We start from the raw sequence: 16,680 nt of genomic DNA, 5'->3' as shown, positions 1-16,680 counted from the left end.
GACGGACAAAGAAAATACTGGCGTCGATAGCGCATTCGCAACATCCTGTTCGCGATACGGACACTAGCCACAGTGAACACAGCTGAACATCCGATCAAGCGCTCGCTCGTCTTCTTCCTGGTGCCCGATTTCACCATGGTCGCCTTTGCGACCGCGCTGGAGCCGATCCGCATCGCCAACCGGATGCTCGGCTACGAAGCCTACAAATGGCGGCTGGCCAGTATCGACGGGCAGCCCGTGTCCGCTTCGAACGGCGTGTTGTGTGCGGTAAACACGTCGTTGGAGGACGAGCGGCGTAAGATGGCTGGCCCCGACAGGCTATCGATGGTCATCGTCTGCACCGGCATCAACATCGAACGCTATTCGAACAAGTCGGCCTTTGCCTGGTTGCGCGAAGAACATAATCGCGGCGTTGCGATCGGCGGCCTCTGCACCGGTGCGCATGTGCTGGCGGCTGCCGGATTGCTCTCGGGCAAACGCTGCGCCATCCATTGGGAAAACCTGCCGGGCTTCGCCGAGGCATTTCCGGAGGCCAACGTTTTTGCCGACCTTTTTGAGGTCGACCAGAATATCTATACATGTGCTGGCGGCACGGCTGCTCTCGACATGATGTTGAAGCTGATCGGCGATGATTTCGACGATTCTCTGGTCAGGCACGTATGTGAGCAGGTGCTGACCGATCGAGTACGCAGCCCGAGCGATCGCCAGCGGCTTCCTCTGCGAGCACGGCTCGGCATTCAGAACTCCAAGGTGCTGACAATCATAGAACTTATGGACGCCAATCCGTCCGAACCGATATCGATTGGTGATATTGCCGACCAGGTCGGACTGTCGCGACGGCAGATCGAGCGTCTGTTCCACGTCGAGATGGGTCGCTCCCCCGCCCGCTATTATTTGGACATCCGCCTCGAGCGCGCGCGGAACCTGCTGATCCAGTCTTCCATGCCCATAGTCGAAGTGGCCGCCACGTGCGGCTTCGTTTCGGCGTCGCATTTTTCAAAATGCTACCGCGAGCTCTACGCACATACGCCGCAGCAGGAACGACTGGACAGGAAACACCCCGCCACGGCATAGACGTCGCCAGTTTTGTGGCTTTCATGGCCAGTCAGCCAGGCAGTTTGCGCGTCCATGAACGTCGCACCGCGCAAGCAAAGCGACCAAATCCGGCTAGCTCGACACAGGCTTTGCAAAGGACGTTTAGCCGCTCCGCGGCATGCACCCGCTTCTGATTGGCGAGGCTTGCCTTGCCCGGGTAGGCTTAGCCCTACCCGGGATCTACCGGGCTCCCCACTCACCTGCCGGCTTCTCCTATCCTCCCTGCTTGTCCTTTCTACCCTCACGGGTGTGGTGGGAGAGCGCCAAATCCGACACTTCCAAAACGACGCCAATTGCAGAAGCTCCAAGTGCGCCGTGCGGGACCTTGGCCTCGCGAGGTCGGTCTTTGTCGTCCAAGGGGAAGTCTTCACGAAATAGATCTGGGAGGTCAAGCATGCCAACTACAAGCAGACTACGAGGCGTAGACCCGGCGGTATTCTGGCCGGCCATAGGGATAACGGCCGCGTTCATCTCATGGGGAGCGGTGGCACCGGATAGTCTCGCCTCAGTCACCCAAGCTATTCTTTCGGCGATCATCAATGGATTCGGATGGGGCTTTGTTGTCTCGACCGCGTTATTCCTGGTCTTTGCCGGATTCCTGGCGGTCAGCCGTTTCGGCAAGATCAGGCTTGGGGCCGATGGCGAACTTCCCGAATTCCGGACGGTTTCGTGGGTATGCATGATGTTCAGCGTCGGCATGGGCATCGGCCTGATGTTCTGGGGCGTTGCCGAGCCAGTCTTCCATTTTGGCGCACCGCCTCACGGGCTGGCGGCCGCGCAAACCAAGGAAGCTGCGCTGGTCGCGATGAAATATTCCTATTTTCATTGGGCGCTGCACCCTTGGGCGATCTACGCCATTGTCGGTCTGGCGATCGCCTACTTCACCCACCGCAAGGGCTTGCCAATCCTGATCTCGAGCGCATTCACACCCTTGCTCGGCAACGCGGTCAACGGGCCGATCGGCAAGACGATCGATATTCTCGCCGTCATCGCCACACTATTCGGCACGGCGACATCGCTCGGCCTTGGCGCACAGCAGATCAACAGCGGGCTGAATTTCCTCTGGGGAACCGGCGAAGGAACAGCCATTGCCCTTACGATCATCGCGGTGCTGTCGGTGCTGTTCATCCTTTCGGCGGTGTCCGGGGTGGGCAAGGGAGTTCAGTTCCTGAGCAACATGAACATGGTGGTCGCCGCCGCATTGCTGCTGTTCCTGGCCGTCGTCGGTCCGACCATCTTTATCCTCAACACCTTCACCGAAGCGCTTGGCGACTACCTGGCCGATCTCGTCACCATGTCGTTCCGCACCGCTGCCTTCAGCGACGGCAAATGGCTGGGCAGCTGGACGATCTTCTACTGGGCGTGGTGGGTTTCGTGGGCCCCATTCGTCGGCGTCTTCATTGCGCGCATCTCCAAGGGGCGGACGATCCGCGAGTTTATCACCGGCGTTCTGCTCATTCCGAGCGGCGTGACCTTCCTCTGGTTCACCATCATGGGCGGCACCGCGCTGCACTCCGAACTGATGGGAGTTGGCGGTCTTGTCGAGGCGGTCAACAATCAGGGTGCTGCCATCTCGCTGTTTGCTTTGCTCGAACAATATCCAGCAACTGCGCTCACCTCGTTCGTCGCGATCTTCCTGGTCGCCATCTTCTTCATCTCGGGAGCGGATGCCGCCTCGATCGTGATGGGCATGCTGTCGTCTCGCGGCACGCTCGAGCCCGCGCGCATCGTCGTCGTCCTCTGGGGCGTCCTTGCGGGAGCGTCGGCCTGCGTGTTGCTGGTGATGGGAGGCCTGGAGGGCCTGCAGACTGCGTCGATCATCGCCGCAGCACCCTTCCTCGTCGTGATGCTCGGGCTGTGCATCTCGCTGTGGATGGCGCTGCTGGACGACCTCGAAGGACGGCGCGAACCCGCCTCTCCCCTGCCCGAAGCCTCGCTTCTGACCACAGCAGTGGCGGCAGAGTAGGTTACAGTCGGCCAACAAACCGCACCTGAAAATCGTAGGCGGAACTGACTGACAGAGAAGGGCTATTCTCGCAGCCATGCCAATGGCATAGTGGGGTCAGGGCCTACGCTTTCTTTATTCATGGCCCCCTCTCCTGGGTGACCGGCGAAACCCACCCCCCGCCCCCCGCTCGTCGGTCGCCCCATCTTTTCCACGCCAAGACTTTCTGACCCGCGCTGGAACGTTTCAGCCGGCGGCGCGTTGTGTTTTTGGGGTGTGGCCGGTTTGTTTCGGCCGGTCACTGCGTTCGGGAGGCGCATGGCAGGGGATGTCCCAGGCCCAGACCGTGAAATCCACCGAGGCGGCAGCAGCGCCGCGGGCGTCGGATGCGTTCGCGATGAAGCTCACCTCATCGGAACTGGCAACGACGATGTCGCATTTCCATCGCGCCGAGATCGGCCGCATGGCCGGCTGGCGCGACCGGCTCGACCGGACCAGCAACTGGGCGATCACGGTCGTCGCCGCCATGCTGTCGGTGTCGCTGTCGACGCCCAGCGCCCATCACGGGGTGCTGCTGTTCGCCATGCTTTTGATCACGCTGCTGTTGTGGATCGAGGCGCGGCGCTACCGCTTCTTCGACGTCTACCGGGCTCGGGTGCGCCAGTTCGAACGCTATTACTTCGCGCAAATCTTCTCGCCGCAGCCGGACTACGCCTCCAACTGGCTGGCCATTGTCGGTGAAGGCTTGCGCTCGCCCCGATTCCTGATCTCGCAGCGTGCGGCCCTGGTGCGGCGGCTGCGCCGCAACTACCTCTTCATGTACACGATCCTTATGCTGGCCTGGGTGCTGAAGATCACGACGCCCAGCCTGCAGCGCGAAGGGTCACCGATAGGCTTCGGCGCCTCGTTCCTCGACGCGATGCGGGTAGCATCGCTCGGTCCCGTGCCCGGCATCGTCGTCGCGTGCATCGTGGGGTTCTGCTATGCCGCGCTGATCGCCGCGGCCTTCCTCGTCAGCAGTGAGGAAGGCGAGCTGTCGCATGGCACCGTGCATGTGTGAGCATGGCAATTCCGCCATCGTTCCTAAACGTTCGGTTCCTATTTCAGCGACATTGTCGAGCGGAAGTCCCTGGCGCTGTTGCGGTTGGGATCAGGGCTGGTCTGGCACGGCAATGGGCGCAGAATATTTGGCCTTCAGCCATGTGTTCGACGATCCGCTCCTGTAGCGGCTGTCGGCGCGCTTGGAGATGATGCCCTCGAGCCCCATCTCATCGACGGCGCGGAAGATCGCTAGCGCACTGCCTTCGAAATGCGCGCTGTACTGGATCTTGCCGAGGCCGGGCTCAACCAGCTGCCACAGCGCCTGCTTGCGCTGCAGCAGGGGCAAGGAGGCAAGATTGCGACCGTCGAGGTGGAGGATGTCGAATGCGACGAACACCAACCGGCTCGGCTCGTTCCAGATCGCGGCTTCCAGCGCGGGACAATCGGGAGCGCCCTGCTCGCCGGCTACAATGACCTCGCCGTCGAGAATGGCAGCCCGGCATGGCAGCTCGGCTGCCAGCGCGATGGGCCAGTATTTTGTGGTCCAGTCGTGGCCGTTCTTGCTGTAGAGACGCACGCCGCCTTTATCGATGATGATCTGTGTCCGGTAGCCGTCGAACTTGATCTCGTGAACCCATCCCTCATCTTCGGGCGGGTGCTCGACCGGAATCGGGATCTGCGGCGGAATGAACTGCAGCCGGCCGCTGCTGACTTTGGGACGCTTACTCAAGACGACCACCTTTGACCGCGTGGCGGCGGCATGATCGGCACAGGCGGCCCGACATCCCCCCAACTTGGACGCCTGCCGCCTGTGCCGAGCCCCCGCCAAGCCACTACGAACATCTACGCTCGAGGCCGGATTGTCGTTAGCTTCGCATCCAAATACTTGTCCGGGCGTACATATCTCGCTGCAGGCGGCGATCCTGCACCGTTCTCACTGTCGGTACAGGCCCCCGCATCGTCCCCGGTTGACCTATGCTATCTCGGGTTGCCGGCAAGCCCACGCAGTCCCATGCAAATTTCGGGCGACCTGGTCAGTCCATCAAAAGCACCACGGCGGGATGCAGCTTCTTCAGATTCGGCAATGATTTCGATTGCCAGGGTATGTCTGGCGTTCCACGCACGATGAGTCGAACATCGGGATGCTTGCGCACCTCGATGGTAAATTTCGCCAGCAGGTTGATGCCGGAAGAGTTGAGAAAGTGAAGGTCCTTCAAATTGAGCGTAATGGAAGCGGGGTTTGAGGCAAGAACACTGGTCGCCAAGGCCGTGATAGGCGCACCAGCCTCGGAACTGGCAAGCCGCATTGCACCGTCGAAAAATATATCGCTTCCTTCAATCCACACGCGGTAGTCGTCGGTCTTGATTTCCATAGCCTGGCTTCGCTTCATCTAGTTGTGCGTTTGCGAGATCGGAATGGAGGCATATGTCTCCAGGCAAATCCGATCGCTTTCGTCGGCGGGGCTGAATATCCAGGCCAGCCGTGCGCCATAGTCGCTCATCAACGTCAGCAATCCGAGTCCGGAGCCTGTCATGTCGGGGTTCGCGGCATTCGCTTCAATTCGCTGTATCAGCAGGTCTTTGGGGTCGCCAACCGTGATGTCCGCCAGGAGACTTTGGAACTCGGACGCGTTTTCGCCATCGACGTCATTCGACACCTTGAGCTTGAAGCACTCCGAATCCATCGACGCCTCGATCACGATTTCGCCCGGTGCGCGAAACTTGACGGCATTTTCAATGAGCTCGTTGACCAGGTATCCGATGCTGTGCCGCACTTCCATGTAGTCATTGCGGGACGACTGAAAGCGCAACGCGAAAAGATCGGCAAGGAAGTCCGAGGTCGTGGCGCAATGACGCCAACTCAAGTCGAGAGGCCCGTCGAACAGCCGCACGCGACTGACACTCTCCTTCATCCCGATTGCAACGTCAGGGGTTCCGAACAGCGCTGTCATTTCCTAAGTGTGCCTTATGATCACGAGGGTGATGTCGTCGTGGATCTTCTGGATTCCGATATGGGCCATCAGATCCTCGATGATCCCGGTCTTGATGTCCTCGGCGCTCCTGCCGTGACGTTTCTGCACGCTCTGGGAAAGGCGCTCGAACCCGAACAGTCTTCTGTCCTGGTCTTCCGCCTCGGTCACACCGTCGGTGTGCAGCACGATCACGTCGCCGCTCCCGAACGGGATGTCACGCGTGTCAATGAACTGCGAGATGTCATGCTCCAGACCAACCGGCAGACCAAGATCAAGCGTATCGATGCGTTCGACTTCCCCATCCGCGCGCACGACGAGAACGTCCTCATGCTGGCCGGATAGCGTTACCCGCTCATCCTCAAAGTCAAGAAAGGCCAGCGAGAGATGCTTGTTGGTGTTCGTCCGCTCGATGTTCTTGTAGATCGCTTTGTTCAGCCGATTCAGAAACTGGTGCGGATCCGCTTCGTTGGTCTCCTGCAGCGCGCGTGCAACGGATTGGACCATCAGCATCAGCACGCCGCTCTCGAGCCCATGACCGGTCACGTCGCCGATGCCGATCTTGACCCGCGATCCGTTCTGCAGGACGTCGTAGTAGTCCCCGCCGACCTCGTCGGCCGGCCGCATATAGGCCGCGATCTCCAGTCCCGGGATCGCTTCGAGTTCGAACGGTTTCGGCAGGACCATCATCTGGATCTGCCTGGCAACCGCGAGTTCGGCGCCGAGGCGGACGTTCTCGTCCCGCAGCTTTTCGTTGAGCGCGGAAATCTCCTGATTTGCGTCGCCAAGCTCCCTGGTTCGTTCGTCGACGAGTTGCTCGAGGTTTTCCGTGTGAAAGCTGATCTCCTCGGCCATGCGGTTGAAGGCGATCCCTGCCGCTCCAACCTCGTCGCGCGTTGGAATGCTCACGCGCACTGAATAGTCTTTGGACTGGAGCCGCTGGGCGGCGCTGGCAAGCGCCCTGAGGCCCGCGGTGATCCGCTTCGAAATTCCGAGCACGGCCGCGAAGACAATCAGGAGCGAAACGACGATCGCGGCGATCTGGAACAGCAGGATACGATTGGTTGCGCGAGAAATACTCTCCTGAGCGGCGAACAGGGATGCATAGATCTCGCGTTCGGGAACGACGATGCCGACCGACATCGTTTCGGACTTGATCGGTCCCGAACTCCACAAATTGGTCGGCTTCAATCTCTTGAGGACGACAATGTAGGGGACGCGTTCGCCCTTGTTGTCGAGCATGATATGCTGAATGACGCCGTCATTGTTCTGGTCGAGAGGCAGCGACGCGATAGCCGGCTGTGTACTTCCCCGCAGAGACCTCTCCAGGCCGGTAACGCCCTGCGTGCCCGCATCGCTCGATGAAGTCAGGCCGATGATCGCCTGGCCCGACGGATTGATCGCCACCACGTTGCCAGTCGACATCGTAAGGAAGCCGAACCCGGTTTCAGCGATCTTCACACGTTCGACGACTTCCGCGAGTTGATCGAGAGTGATGTCTGCTCCGGCCGTACCGGCGATACCGGTGCGATCGCGCGTCCACAGCGGGTGGAAAAAGCTGACGATCAGCTTTCCCGTGATTGCATCGGTGTAAGGCGCCGTCTGGGTAATGTCGTCAGGAACCGGACGTGAGGCTGGATCCTTGGCCCATTGCTGCCATGACCCATAGATTCCCGGAAAGAAAAACTCCCAGAATTCCGCCTTGTTGTGGCCTGGATAGAGCCGGTCGAAGGTCTGTGCCTGGTCCGTATACGGTACCGTCCTGAAGATCGGCCGTTCTTTGGGACCAATGTAGTACATCTGCAGTTTGGACGACCCGCTGGCCATGAGAGTCGGCGCGACGAGATCGATCACGGTACTGTCTTCTATCTCCTGCTGAACGCCCGGCAACGGACTGTGGTCGGCGCCCAGCAGGTAGCCCCAGACGCTAACCACGGAAGGCGCGCCCGGCAGATTCTGCGCCCAATCGCCCTGCGTGTCGTAGACGACCTTCACGGAGCCGGGCGCGTCATGCGAAAGGGTCGCTCCGACCTGTTGCTGCCTCACCGGATCGTCGATCTGGGCCTGCAGCACGCCGGCCAGCGCCTTGACGTCCCCATGAACCCGATCGAGCAGCAGGTCGACGCTCAATGCTGTCGAATCGGCATAGGAACGAATGTATTCCTGGTTTGCGGTTGTCAGGCCCTCGCCGACTTCCGACGTTGCATCGCGCGACAGCTCTTGAACGTTCCAAAGCGCCAGACCACCGCTCAGCAGGAGGTCGAACAGTACGGCGCCGCCAACGACCAATACGAACTTCGCTCGAAAGGAGCGCAGGCCGAAGCGCGGTGTGGGCTCGCTGTCGGTTTTCATTGCGGCCGTCGCCCCGATGCGACCCAGATCGGCCAACCCGCATAACCCTTGGGATGGAGCGCAGCGAAAATGTGGTCCTGGAAGCCCTGCCGGAACCGTGCGACGAACTCCGGACAGTCGCCGCGTTTGCTCGCCATCTCGCCCGCATAGACATCTGCCCAGGCCGCAATGACATCGGCAAAATCCTGCGGATCGCCGTCCAGGTTAGTGACCATGAAGGTCTCCACACGGATGTCTTCGAATCCGGCTTCGATCAGGTATCGCCGGCTCTTGGGCCCAAGCTCGACGTCCATCTCGAAATGCCCGAATAGCTTCGCCACCTCGTTGTAGGTCCAACGAATGCTTTCGGCGCGCGGCTCGCCGAGGCAATGCGAATTTTTCTCGTTGGTGATGTAGACCCGCCCGCCTGGCTTGCATATGCGGTAGAGCTCCTTGAGGATGAGTTCAGGTCGATTGAAGATTTGAAGGGAGTGGCGGCAGGTCACCAGGTCGAACTGCGCTTCGTCGAGCAGCATCTCCGACGCATCGCCATAGGTATATTCGATGCCCCGGATATCGAACTCCCGCATCACGCGTCGAGCATAATCCAGGCTTGATATGGAGTGGTCGAGGGCGACGATCCGCGACGGCTGGAACTCCTTCTGCACGAGCACGGCGAAATCACCGATCCCGCAACAGATGTCGGCCATGACAATCCCGGGCTTCATGCCGTGTCGCGGCAAGATCGCGCGCTCGTGGCGCCAGGTCATCTTTGTCTGTGTGCGCAGGATTGGAACGAACCCGCCTTCTTCAAGGAAGCCCTGCCCCGGATAGAATTCGCTGTCATACTCTTCGACCGTGATGTTCGGTTCGATTCCGCTCAAGCGACCGAATTTTCGCGACGTCCATCCGACGACACTTGACGTGATGACGACGAATTTGAGATCCGGCCGAGCGCGGCAAGCGTCAATGATGATCCTTGAAAAGGCGTGAAATGCAGCGTTGTTCATCTGCGTCAGGCGTCTGACGTTGACGTAGAGAACGCCGCGCACCCGGCCGATCGCATCGCGGAGCAATGCTATGCTGGGCCCAAGCTCGTCGATGGCCTGAGGCCGGACCACCCCCGATATGGAGAACTCCTGGTTGTTGGCGTCGTATTGCGCCTTGAAACGCGGGAGAAGGTTGTAAGGGCTCAATTTCGCAGGCCCTCAAGCGGAAGATCCACGACAAGCTTGATTGCATCACCGTCGGCTTCCTCCAGCCTGAGTGTCGCGTTGTAGTCGACAGCCAGTTCCAGGAGTACGACCTCCCGGCTGGGCGCGAGATCGCCAGACACCGAATTGAGGTATCGCTCCCTGGCCTCTATTCCAGCGACTTGCGATACGGCTTCCTCGTAGAACCGGCGCTCCTCCGGCACACAAGGAAGTATCAGCTCGATCCTGTCCGTCGCGCCATGGCGGGATACCCTGCATGCCAGTTCGCCGTCGGCATGGCGCGTACGAAAGACGACTTCCAGCAATTCGTTGAAGGCAGAGGAAAAGAGATTTGAATGCCGGACCGAGTCCGACCTGTTTTGACTGATCATCCGGGCCATGTATGTCGAGACATAATCGCAGTGTCTCCAAACGGAGACAAAAGCTTTGATTTCCATGTCAATCTGGATCATGGGCTCAAAAGCCGGCCCGCCAGCCAGGTCATGATGAACAGGTTCCATCGGCATCCTCCCTTGTTCCATCAGTACTGTGCCCTGGTGGGGCGACGACCTCCGAGGCGGATAATTTCACCGCGGCCCGTTATGAGTCAGTCTCGCATCGACTCGAAGAATGCGCGTTATCTGCCTCGATCGTTTCTACAAATCTCCACTTCACCGTTAACAAAGGGTGCAAGGCGCTAGACCGCCCGATTTGATTCCTCCATCGCTCGTACCACCCTCAGCGGGGACCGCCCGATGAAATCGCTGGTTGCCTCGGCTCCGAGCGGGCGTCCCAGGAAATTCCCTTGCAGGCAATCGCAATTCTCCTTGATCAGCCACCGTGCCTGTGCCGACGTCTCGACCCCCTCGGCGGTAACGCTTATTCCCAAGCCGTGCGCCAGATTCACGATCGATCGCACGATGGTCTGGCTTTTGAGATCGGTCTCCAGGTCCGCGATGAAGTATCGATCTATCTTCAGCGTGTCGAAAGGAAAGTTCTTAAGGTAGCTCAACGATGAATAGTATGTTCCAAAATCGTCGAGCGATATTCGTATCCCCAAGACGTTCAGGGTATTTAACGTGTCGATATTGTCGATCGTCTTCTCAAGAAGGACCGTCTCGGTTATCTCGAGTTCAAGTCGGTCTGCCCGGATTCCAACTTCGTCGATGACCTGAGCGACCGTGTCCGTCAGCGAACCGCTAAGGAACTGAGCCGGCGACAGGTTCACCGCGACCGTCAGCGAGGAGGGCCACGTCAATGCCTGGCGACAGGCTTGCTCGAGCACCCATCGTCCAATCTCGTCCATCAGACCGTCGGCTTCGGCGATCGGTATGAACACGCTGGGCGGGATGATTCCGATCTCGGGATGCCGCCACCGCAGTAGCGCTTCGAAACCGATCACCGACGAGGGAGGCCGAATGAGCGGCTGATACTCCAGATAAAGCTCGCCCCGCTCCAGAGCGGTTCGAAGGCTGCGCCTCAGATTCTCGCGTTGCTCAAGCAAGAGCAGCATCGAACGGTTGAACGTTCGAGCGCAACCGCGCCCATCCGTCTTGGCTGCGTAAAGTGCAATGTCGGCAGCCTTCATCAGCTGCTCGCCATCGGTCCCGTGCTCCGGCCCGAAAGCGATTCCGATACTCGAGCCGACGAAGACGGCAATGCCGTTGATGACGAAAGGCTCCTTGAACGCGTCGACCAGCGATCCGGCGAGGCGCTCGGCTTCCGCCGGCTGATCCTTTCCCAATTGGATGACAGCGAACTCATCGCCGGCATACCGGTACGCGGATTCGCCGTCCTGCAGCGCGTCGCGGATTCGACCTGCCGCGAGCTGAAGAAGGGTATCGCCTGCTCCATGGCCGAGCGTGTCGTTGACCGCTTTGAAATCGTCGAGGTCGATTTGCAGCAGCGCGGCTTTCGGTTTTGGTCCGCCGACGGCCTCCAGTGCCTGCTGCAGCCGCTCGCCGAATCTCCGCCGATTCTGCAGGCCGGTCAGCACGTCGTGCGTCGCCTGGTGGAGCAGAATTACATGCTCCTGTTCCTCCGCCGCGCTCCGCCCGCCGTGCTCCCTTGATTCGATGATTCCCACACCATTTGCAGTAGCGAAGACGAAAGCGGACCGTGGCGCTTGGCCCGACGATCGCGGCAAATCGATGCTGGCCGGAGAGCCGCCGTGGAGCACACGAAGAAATTCGTCGCGATGCCTCGCATCGAGGAAGCTCGGATAGATCTCCCAAACAGCGGCGCCCGGCGCCACCGCGCCTCCGTAAACACCTTTGAGCCTGGTTGCGTAGTGCGTCAGGTTGAAGTCGCGGTCATAGAACGACAAAAGTTCGGTCGTGTTCGCCAAAAGGGCAGCGAGAAGCGCTTCGCCGGCACGTGGAACATCGCTCGAGGAAGGCCCCTCACTCTCCGTGCCGACGCCTGATGCCTCTGGATGCAAGAGCCACCTCCGTAAACGGTGCAAATCCGCGTCCCCCAGTCTAGAAATAGCATGACTATCAAACTTGGCAAACTTTCAACTCGCAGTGTTAACAAGCGCCGCATGCGGCGTAGTTGCAATGTAGGCTCCGCTGCAATTGGCGGAAAATTATCAATAACGATGAACAGTCGCAATTCGTTAATAAATCGGGAATTGGCGGGGATTAGCCATATGATTGACGGCGCGGTGGACGCGACACGAAGTATTGTGGTCTGTGAGTCGGCGTGGCCTTCCCCGCCCCGGCGAGCCTGTCTTGAGCCCCGCCCGTCCCAGGATCGCCGATCCCCTATTCAGGTTCCGAGCGCCTTGAGCCAACCTTCAAAGGAAGGGGCCTTCTCGTGTCCAGCAAGCGAAACAGAGTTGGCGGGGCGCGGCAATACCACAGCGGTCCGGCCTTCGCGGGGGCTGTAACCGAATTCCTTGCTGAATGCCCGGCTGAAATTCGCCGCAGAACTAAACCCGAAGGCTTCAGCAATTTCAACGATGCGCCGGCTGTCCGCCGGATCGCTAAGCGCAATATGGGCTGCCAGAAGGCGGCGACTTTGTATGTAATGGAGAACACCTCCGCTCGGTTCGAACAACTGGTAGAGACGAGAGCGTGATACGCCGAGCGCCCGGCACATTGTATCCGGCGTCAAATGAGCCGCATCCAGATTGTTCTGGACGTATCGACGCGCTCGCTCCATCAGCGCGACACTCGTCAATTGTTCGGCGGCCGCAACATGTTCCGCCGGAGGCGTGAGGCAGGCAATGATCATGCTGCGTGTTGCGTGTACGATGCGAGGCAGATCTTCAGCCGTGAGACTGCGCAGCCTGGCTTCAATGCTGTTGACGTAGTCAACCAAGAGGTTGGCAAAGTTGCCAGCCAGAATTGAATTGTTCTTTGCGTCGAGAGTTGCCGCCGCATCAGAGAACAAATCACGCGGAAGATAGAGAAAGAGACTTTCGGAGTCCGTTGTCCTCCCGCGAAACGGATAGCCAAGCGACCTGATCTCCAATTTGCCCGGCTGGCCTTCCGCAACACGGCGATCGACCTCCGTCCACGACCGGCCAATACGTGGCAAGACGATATACCAGTGATCGATCGAGCTGGACCGAAGCTTGGCGGCAGAACGGATGTAACTATGTGCCGGAGCGTGCTGCTGGACGATCAGCATGCCACCGAGGTTCCAAGCCGTGTGGTTGGCGGGAAAGCCATCGTCCAGCGATCTGTCATCCGGCAACCTGACCTCGACAAGCGGCGCCATATGCGCTTGCCAAGCGGCGAATTGATCCTCTGGCGCCAGTTCGAGCGTTGAAAAGGAAAGAGGTTCGAGCGCCGGCGCGAGTAACGGAGCAGCCTCGTTGTGAGGTTGAGCTTCGCGTGCCCAGCGACGTCGATCACGCTCCGGTGCCTGCTTCGCAGAGGTCTTGTCTCGCCTTTTAGCGTCCATCGCGTGGTGCCATATCCGAATCGGCTATGCCCATGCCCCTCTCAATCATGTGGTGTAACTCAGGCATCTGGCAAGACTGGTGGGCTCGAGTCGACTGAAACGGCGATCACGCTGGATTACGGCAAGAAATGCATTCCGAGATAAGTTTCTGGATGCGAAGCTAACGACACTCTTCAACCTGATGCGTATAGATTCGAGCATCGTGAAATATTAGTTGAGGAGACCACCGAAGTGACCGCAAAGCTCAACAGCGAAGCTCGTCGCAGGATAATTCTTGATGGATACGGTAACAACGAACCGTTGAAAGATATTGCGGCAAAGATCGGATGCTCACTGGCGAGTTTGAAAGTCACCGCCAGTAAACTCGGCTGCACTCGAACGCCGAAAGAGGCGGCGGAATTTCGACGCGGCTTTCATGTTCCGGAACACAAACGCCAAGACTATTACCAGCTTATGATTGCCGGACAGTATAAAGCTCGTGAGTGTGCGCTGATTTTGGGACTGATAACAGAGCAATCATCAGCAAACAAGTAAACTTATTCCAGTACACTGCAGGCGATATTGTCACTTGAGCACTCCATCGCTTCAGCGATTCATCAGCAAAAAAGGCCCGCCGCAAGCACGGGTAGCGGGCCTGAAAGGTTCGCACGGATGCTGCGTCGGCGTTTCAATCGCACCTGCCTCAGCCCTCACGATCTGGCTATTTGCGAACGCGTATTCGATCAGATCTGTGCGGATGAGCATCTCGACCCTTTGGACCCGGAAACCGAAATCCTGGCGGTGATGGTTGTGGCCATTTTTCGAAATGCTCACACCAGCGAGCGCGAACTGATGGAGGCGGTCAGATCTCGTCGGCAAAAGGTCGCGGGAAGCGGGCATTAGAGCTTGTCTGAGCGCGGCAATCGGCCATCGCTTTGAAAAGTGCGATCCCTATTTCAGCGACAGCCATGTCGAGCGGAAGTCCTTCGTGTTGTTGCGGTTGGGATAGGGCTCGTCCGGCACGGCAACGCCAAGATGGGCGCAGAGCGGCTCCCAGCCGTCGCCCAGCCTGTGGACCAGCAGGCGCTCGGCCGGCACTGTGGCAATGACAGCCTCGACATTGGCCTCATAGGCGGCGATCGCGGCCGTGCGATCCTGCGGCCGGCCGGCGAAGACCTGCTTGGCGATCAGGGCGACGCCCAGCGAATCCGGCTCCTGGCTGGTGGCGATGCCGGCAACGATCGTCTTTTCGAAACTCTCCCACCAGCTTTCCGGCGAGCGCCAGGTGAGGATGACGCGGGCGTCGGGGTAGAAATCGATCAACTCCCGCCAGTAATAGGCCGACGGCCAGTCCATGCAGGAGACATAGCCGGAGAACAGCGTGTTCCAGTCGGGCGCGGCACCCTTGGCCACGGCGCGCCATAGCCGCTTCTGCTCCTCGTTGGTGTTGACCGCGGACATATGGTGGCAGGGGCCGAAACCCAGGATCGCCAGCGCCTCGCGCATCGAATCCGTGCCGGTGCGGCCGAAGCCGGTTCCCACTACTTTGATCGCCAATCCACCCCTCCCCTGATCGTGCAGATCAGTTTCCTGCCACCACGATCCGCAGGCGGTTGCCCTCGGGATCAGCGAGGTGCAGTGCCCCATCCGTTTGCGTCGAAGGCAGGTTCGCGTTGCCGAGCTGCCGCGCGACCGCAGCGAGATCCTCAGCCGATGGAACCACCACGGTGAAATGATCGAGACCGGCGGCACCGGGCGGCGGCTCGCGCAATTCGTCGCGAGCCCAGATATTGAAGGCGACCATGTGCGGGCGCCGGTCGGTGCCGCAATCGAACAGGCCGAACGAGCGGGACTGGATGTGCGGCCTGAAGCCGAGCACGCCGAGATAGAATGCCATCAGCGCTTCCGGCGAGCGGGCGCGCATATGAATATGGCCGATGAAGGCGTCCGCCGCCAGCATGGGTTCGACATGGCCGGAATTGCCGAGCTCGCGCAGCAAGCCCGCGACATTCAGCGGCTCGAGACCGGAATGGGCGCTGCCGTCTCTGGCGATCAGGGTGACGCGGCCGTCCGCGGTCTCCTGTCTCGACGCATAACGCTCGGGCGTGTCGAAACAGATCTCGATGCCGTTGCCGGATGGGTCGGAGACATAGAGGGATTCGGAGATCAGGTGGTCCTGGGCGCTGTGTCTCAGTCCCGACGCCTTGAGCCGGGCAGCAACGCGTGCCAATTCCTTGCGCGTCGTCACATGGATGGCGACATGGAAGAGATCGCGCGACTTCGGCGGCAGGACGGCATCCGCCCCGGCATGAAGCACGATCAGCGCCTTGCCATCGACGCCGAGTCCGACTGTTGCGCCATCATCGCCAAGCACCGCGAGGCCGACCGCGTCGACCCAGACCGGCAAGGCCGCCGCGATATCGATGACGCGCAGATGAACCGGCCCGAGATAGGTCGCGCTGGCCAGCAATTCTTCGCTCATCGATCGTCGTCCGGATTGCAGCCTCAGAACATTAGCTTTGAACGATATAGCTGTCTTGTGCAAAGTGACCGTTCGCGCGTCCCACTGGTCCTGTCAGGGCGGGCGTATCCTACAGTCCATGGTCTGAAAACGATCTCGCTAGGAGATTGCGATGGCTCAGGCAACGCGTCACGACGCCTGGCAGGCGGGAGACAGCTACGACCTCCATATGGGGCGATGGAGCCGGCAGATCGCCCTGCTCTTCCTGGATTGGCTCGTAGCGCAAAGTTCGGGTTGACCGCTCCCGGGCACGAAGCGACTATCGGGTCCAGCCAGCCGGCGCAGAATGCAGGGAGGAAATGCAATGGACGAACCCGATCAGTGGCGTCACATGTCGAGCGCGCCACGGGACGGCAGCCGCATCCTGGTCACGGTGCGTCCGTCCGAACAGGGACCGGCGGAGGTCGACATGGCCTATTGGTCGCGCGCCGACCAGTTCGGCGCCGAAGGTTGGCGCGCCTCCGACTCCTCGCCGGGACGCGTGGTCGCATATGCCGATCCGGAATTGAAATGCTGGATGCCTCTGCCAAGGGCCAATGCCGGCCGAGCCTCGATGCCGGCGCCCTGGGAGGGCGAAGATGTGACGCTGCTCGACGGCTCCGGCATATGAGCGGGAGCGCTAATGCATGTCGCCCAAAAGTGTGCAGCGGTTTTGGGACAACGACATGCATAAAAACAACAACCTAAAGCGCG

The 16,680-nt window shown here is 59.9% G+C and carries 16 protein-coding genes; 6 read left to right on the top strand and 10 right to left on the bottom strand.

Going from position 1 to position 16,680, the window contains the following annotated elements:
* Window positions 1-72: 72 nt before the first annotated feature.
* The 3 genes from A6B35_RS14930 (at window position 73) to A6B35_RS14920 (ending at window position 4,100) form a co-directional block, all read left to right on the top strand.
* Window positions 73-1,074 (top strand): GlxA family transcriptional regulator, encoded by a 1,002-nt coding sequence (locus A6B35_RS14930; protein WP_006206494.1) that lies wholly within the window; start codon window positions 73-75, stop codon window positions 1,072-1,074.
* A gap of 415 nt (window positions 1,075-1,489) precedes the next feature.
* Complete coding sequence (locus A6B35_RS14925) at window positions 1,490-3,061, top strand: BCCT family transporter (protein ID WP_040584230.1); 1,572 nt, start codon at window positions 1,490-1,492, stop codon at window positions 3,059-3,061.
* Window positions 3,062-3,368: 307 nt separating this feature from the next.
* The gene (locus A6B35_RS14920; protein WP_006206496.1) at window positions 3,369-4,100 is read left to right on the top strand and encodes a DUF2270 domain-containing protein; all 732 of its coding nucleotides are present in this window, start codon (window positions 3,369-3,371) and stop codon (window positions 4,098-4,100) included.
* A 90-nt stretch (window positions 4,101-4,190) separates the two neighbouring features.
* On the opposite strand, the gene A6B35_RS14915 is transcribed toward A6B35_RS14920, so the two are convergent.
* The 8 genes from A6B35_RS14915 to A6B35_RS14880 form a co-directional block, all read right to left on the bottom strand.
* On the bottom strand, window positions 4,191-4,820 hold the full coding sequence (locus A6B35_RS14915; protein WP_425312839.1) for an ATP-dependent DNA ligase: 630 nt from the start codon (window positions 4,818-4,820) through the stop codon (window positions 4,191-4,193).
* Between the two features lie 295 nt (window positions 4,821-5,115).
* Window positions 5,116-5,454 carry a slr1659 superfamily regulator gene (locus A6B35_RS14910; RefSeq protein WP_006206498.1) on the bottom strand — a complete coding sequence of 113 codons (339 nt, stop codon included), beginning with the start codon at window positions 5,452-5,454 and terminating at the stop codon, window positions 5,116-5,118.
* An 18-nt stretch (window positions 5,455-5,472) separates the two neighbouring features.
* Window positions 5,473-6,033 carry a slr1658 superfamily regulator gene (locus A6B35_RS14905; RefSeq protein WP_040584232.1) on the bottom strand — a complete coding sequence of 187 codons (561 nt, stop codon included), beginning with the start codon at window positions 6,031-6,033 and terminating at the stop codon, window positions 5,473-5,475.
* 3 nt (window positions 6,034-6,036) lie between these two features.
* Window positions 6,037-8,403 (bottom strand): SpoIIE family protein phosphatase, encoded by a 2,367-nt coding sequence (locus A6B35_RS14900; RefSeq protein ID WP_006206500.1) that lies wholly within the window; start codon window positions 8,401-8,403, stop codon window positions 6,037-6,039.
* On the bottom strand, window positions 8,400-9,578 hold the full coding sequence (locus A6B35_RS14895) for a class I SAM-dependent methyltransferase (protein ID WP_006206501.1): 1,179 nt from the start codon (window positions 9,576-9,578) through the stop codon (window positions 8,400-8,402). Before A6B35_RS14895 ends, A6B35_RS14900 begins: the two co-directional genes overlap by 4 nt.
* Window positions 9,575-10,096, bottom strand: coding sequence for a hypothetical protein (locus A6B35_RS14890; protein ID WP_006206502.1), 522 nt, complete (start codon window positions 10,094-10,096; stop codon window positions 9,575-9,577). The genes A6B35_RS14895 and A6B35_RS14890 overlap by 4 nt, the downstream gene beginning before the upstream one ends.
* Window positions 10,097-10,272: 176 nt before the next feature.
* A complete protein-coding gene (locus A6B35_RS14885; RefSeq protein ID WP_006206503.1) occupies window positions 10,273-11,922 on the bottom strand; it encodes a putative bifunctional diguanylate cyclase/phosphodiesterase in 1,650 nt (549 codons plus the stop codon).
* Window positions 11,923-12,344: 422 nt separating this feature from the next.
* Window positions 12,345-13,487: a helix-turn-helix domain-containing protein gene (locus tag A6B35_RS14880; RefSeq protein ID WP_040584234.1), complete on the bottom strand. Its 1,143-nt coding sequence runs from the start codon at window positions 13,485-13,487 to the stop codon at window positions 12,345-12,347.
* Window positions 13,488-13,718: 231 nt separating this feature from the next.
* Here A6B35_RS14880 and A6B35_RS35565 point away from each other — a divergent pair, with 231 nt between their 5' ends.
* Together A6B35_RS35565 and A6B35_RS35560 are read left to right on the top strand one after the other, a co-directional pair.
* Entirely contained in the window at window positions 13,719-14,021 is a 303-nt protein-coding gene (locus A6B35_RS35565; protein WP_139032273.1) for a hypothetical protein, read from the top strand.
* A 27-nt stretch (window positions 14,022-14,048) separates the two neighbouring features.
* On the top strand, window positions 14,049-14,369 hold the full coding sequence (locus A6B35_RS35560) for a hypothetical protein (protein ID WP_139032274.1): 321 nt from the start codon (window positions 14,049-14,051) through the stop codon (window positions 14,367-14,369).
* A 48-nt stretch (window positions 14,370-14,417) separates the two neighbouring features.
* On the opposite strand, the gene A6B35_RS14870 is transcribed toward A6B35_RS35560, so the two are convergent.
* Together A6B35_RS14870 and A6B35_RS14865 are read right to left on the bottom strand one after the other, a co-directional pair.
* Window positions 14,418-15,023, bottom strand: a complete 606-nt coding sequence (locus A6B35_RS14870; protein WP_006206506.1) for a sulfotransferase family protein — start codon at window positions 15,021-15,023, stop codon at window positions 14,418-14,420.
* 25 nt (window positions 15,024-15,048) lie between these two features.
* On the bottom strand, window positions 15,049-15,948 hold the full coding sequence (locus A6B35_RS14865) for a VOC family protein (RefSeq protein WP_006206507.1): 900 nt from the start codon (window positions 15,946-15,948) through the stop codon (window positions 15,049-15,051).
* Between the two features lie 343 nt (window positions 15,949-16,291).
* Between A6B35_RS14865 and A6B35_RS14860 the strand changes: the two genes are divergently transcribed.
* Window positions 16,292-16,597: a hypothetical protein gene (locus A6B35_RS14860; RefSeq protein ID WP_006206509.1), complete on the top strand. Its 306-nt coding sequence runs from the start codon at window positions 16,292-16,294 to the stop codon at window positions 16,595-16,597.
* The last annotated feature ends 83 nt before the right edge of the window (window positions 16,598-16,680 follow it).

Source organism: Mesorhizobium amorphae CCNWGS0123 (genome assembly GCF_001686985.1).
In the GTDB taxonomy this organism is placed as follows: Bacteria; Pseudomonadota; Alphaproteobacteria; order Rhizobiales; family Rhizobiaceae; genus Mesorhizobium; species Mesorhizobium amorphae.
Note: the sequence above shows the minus strand (reverse complement) of the source record. Positions and strands in the feature narration are given on the sequence as shown.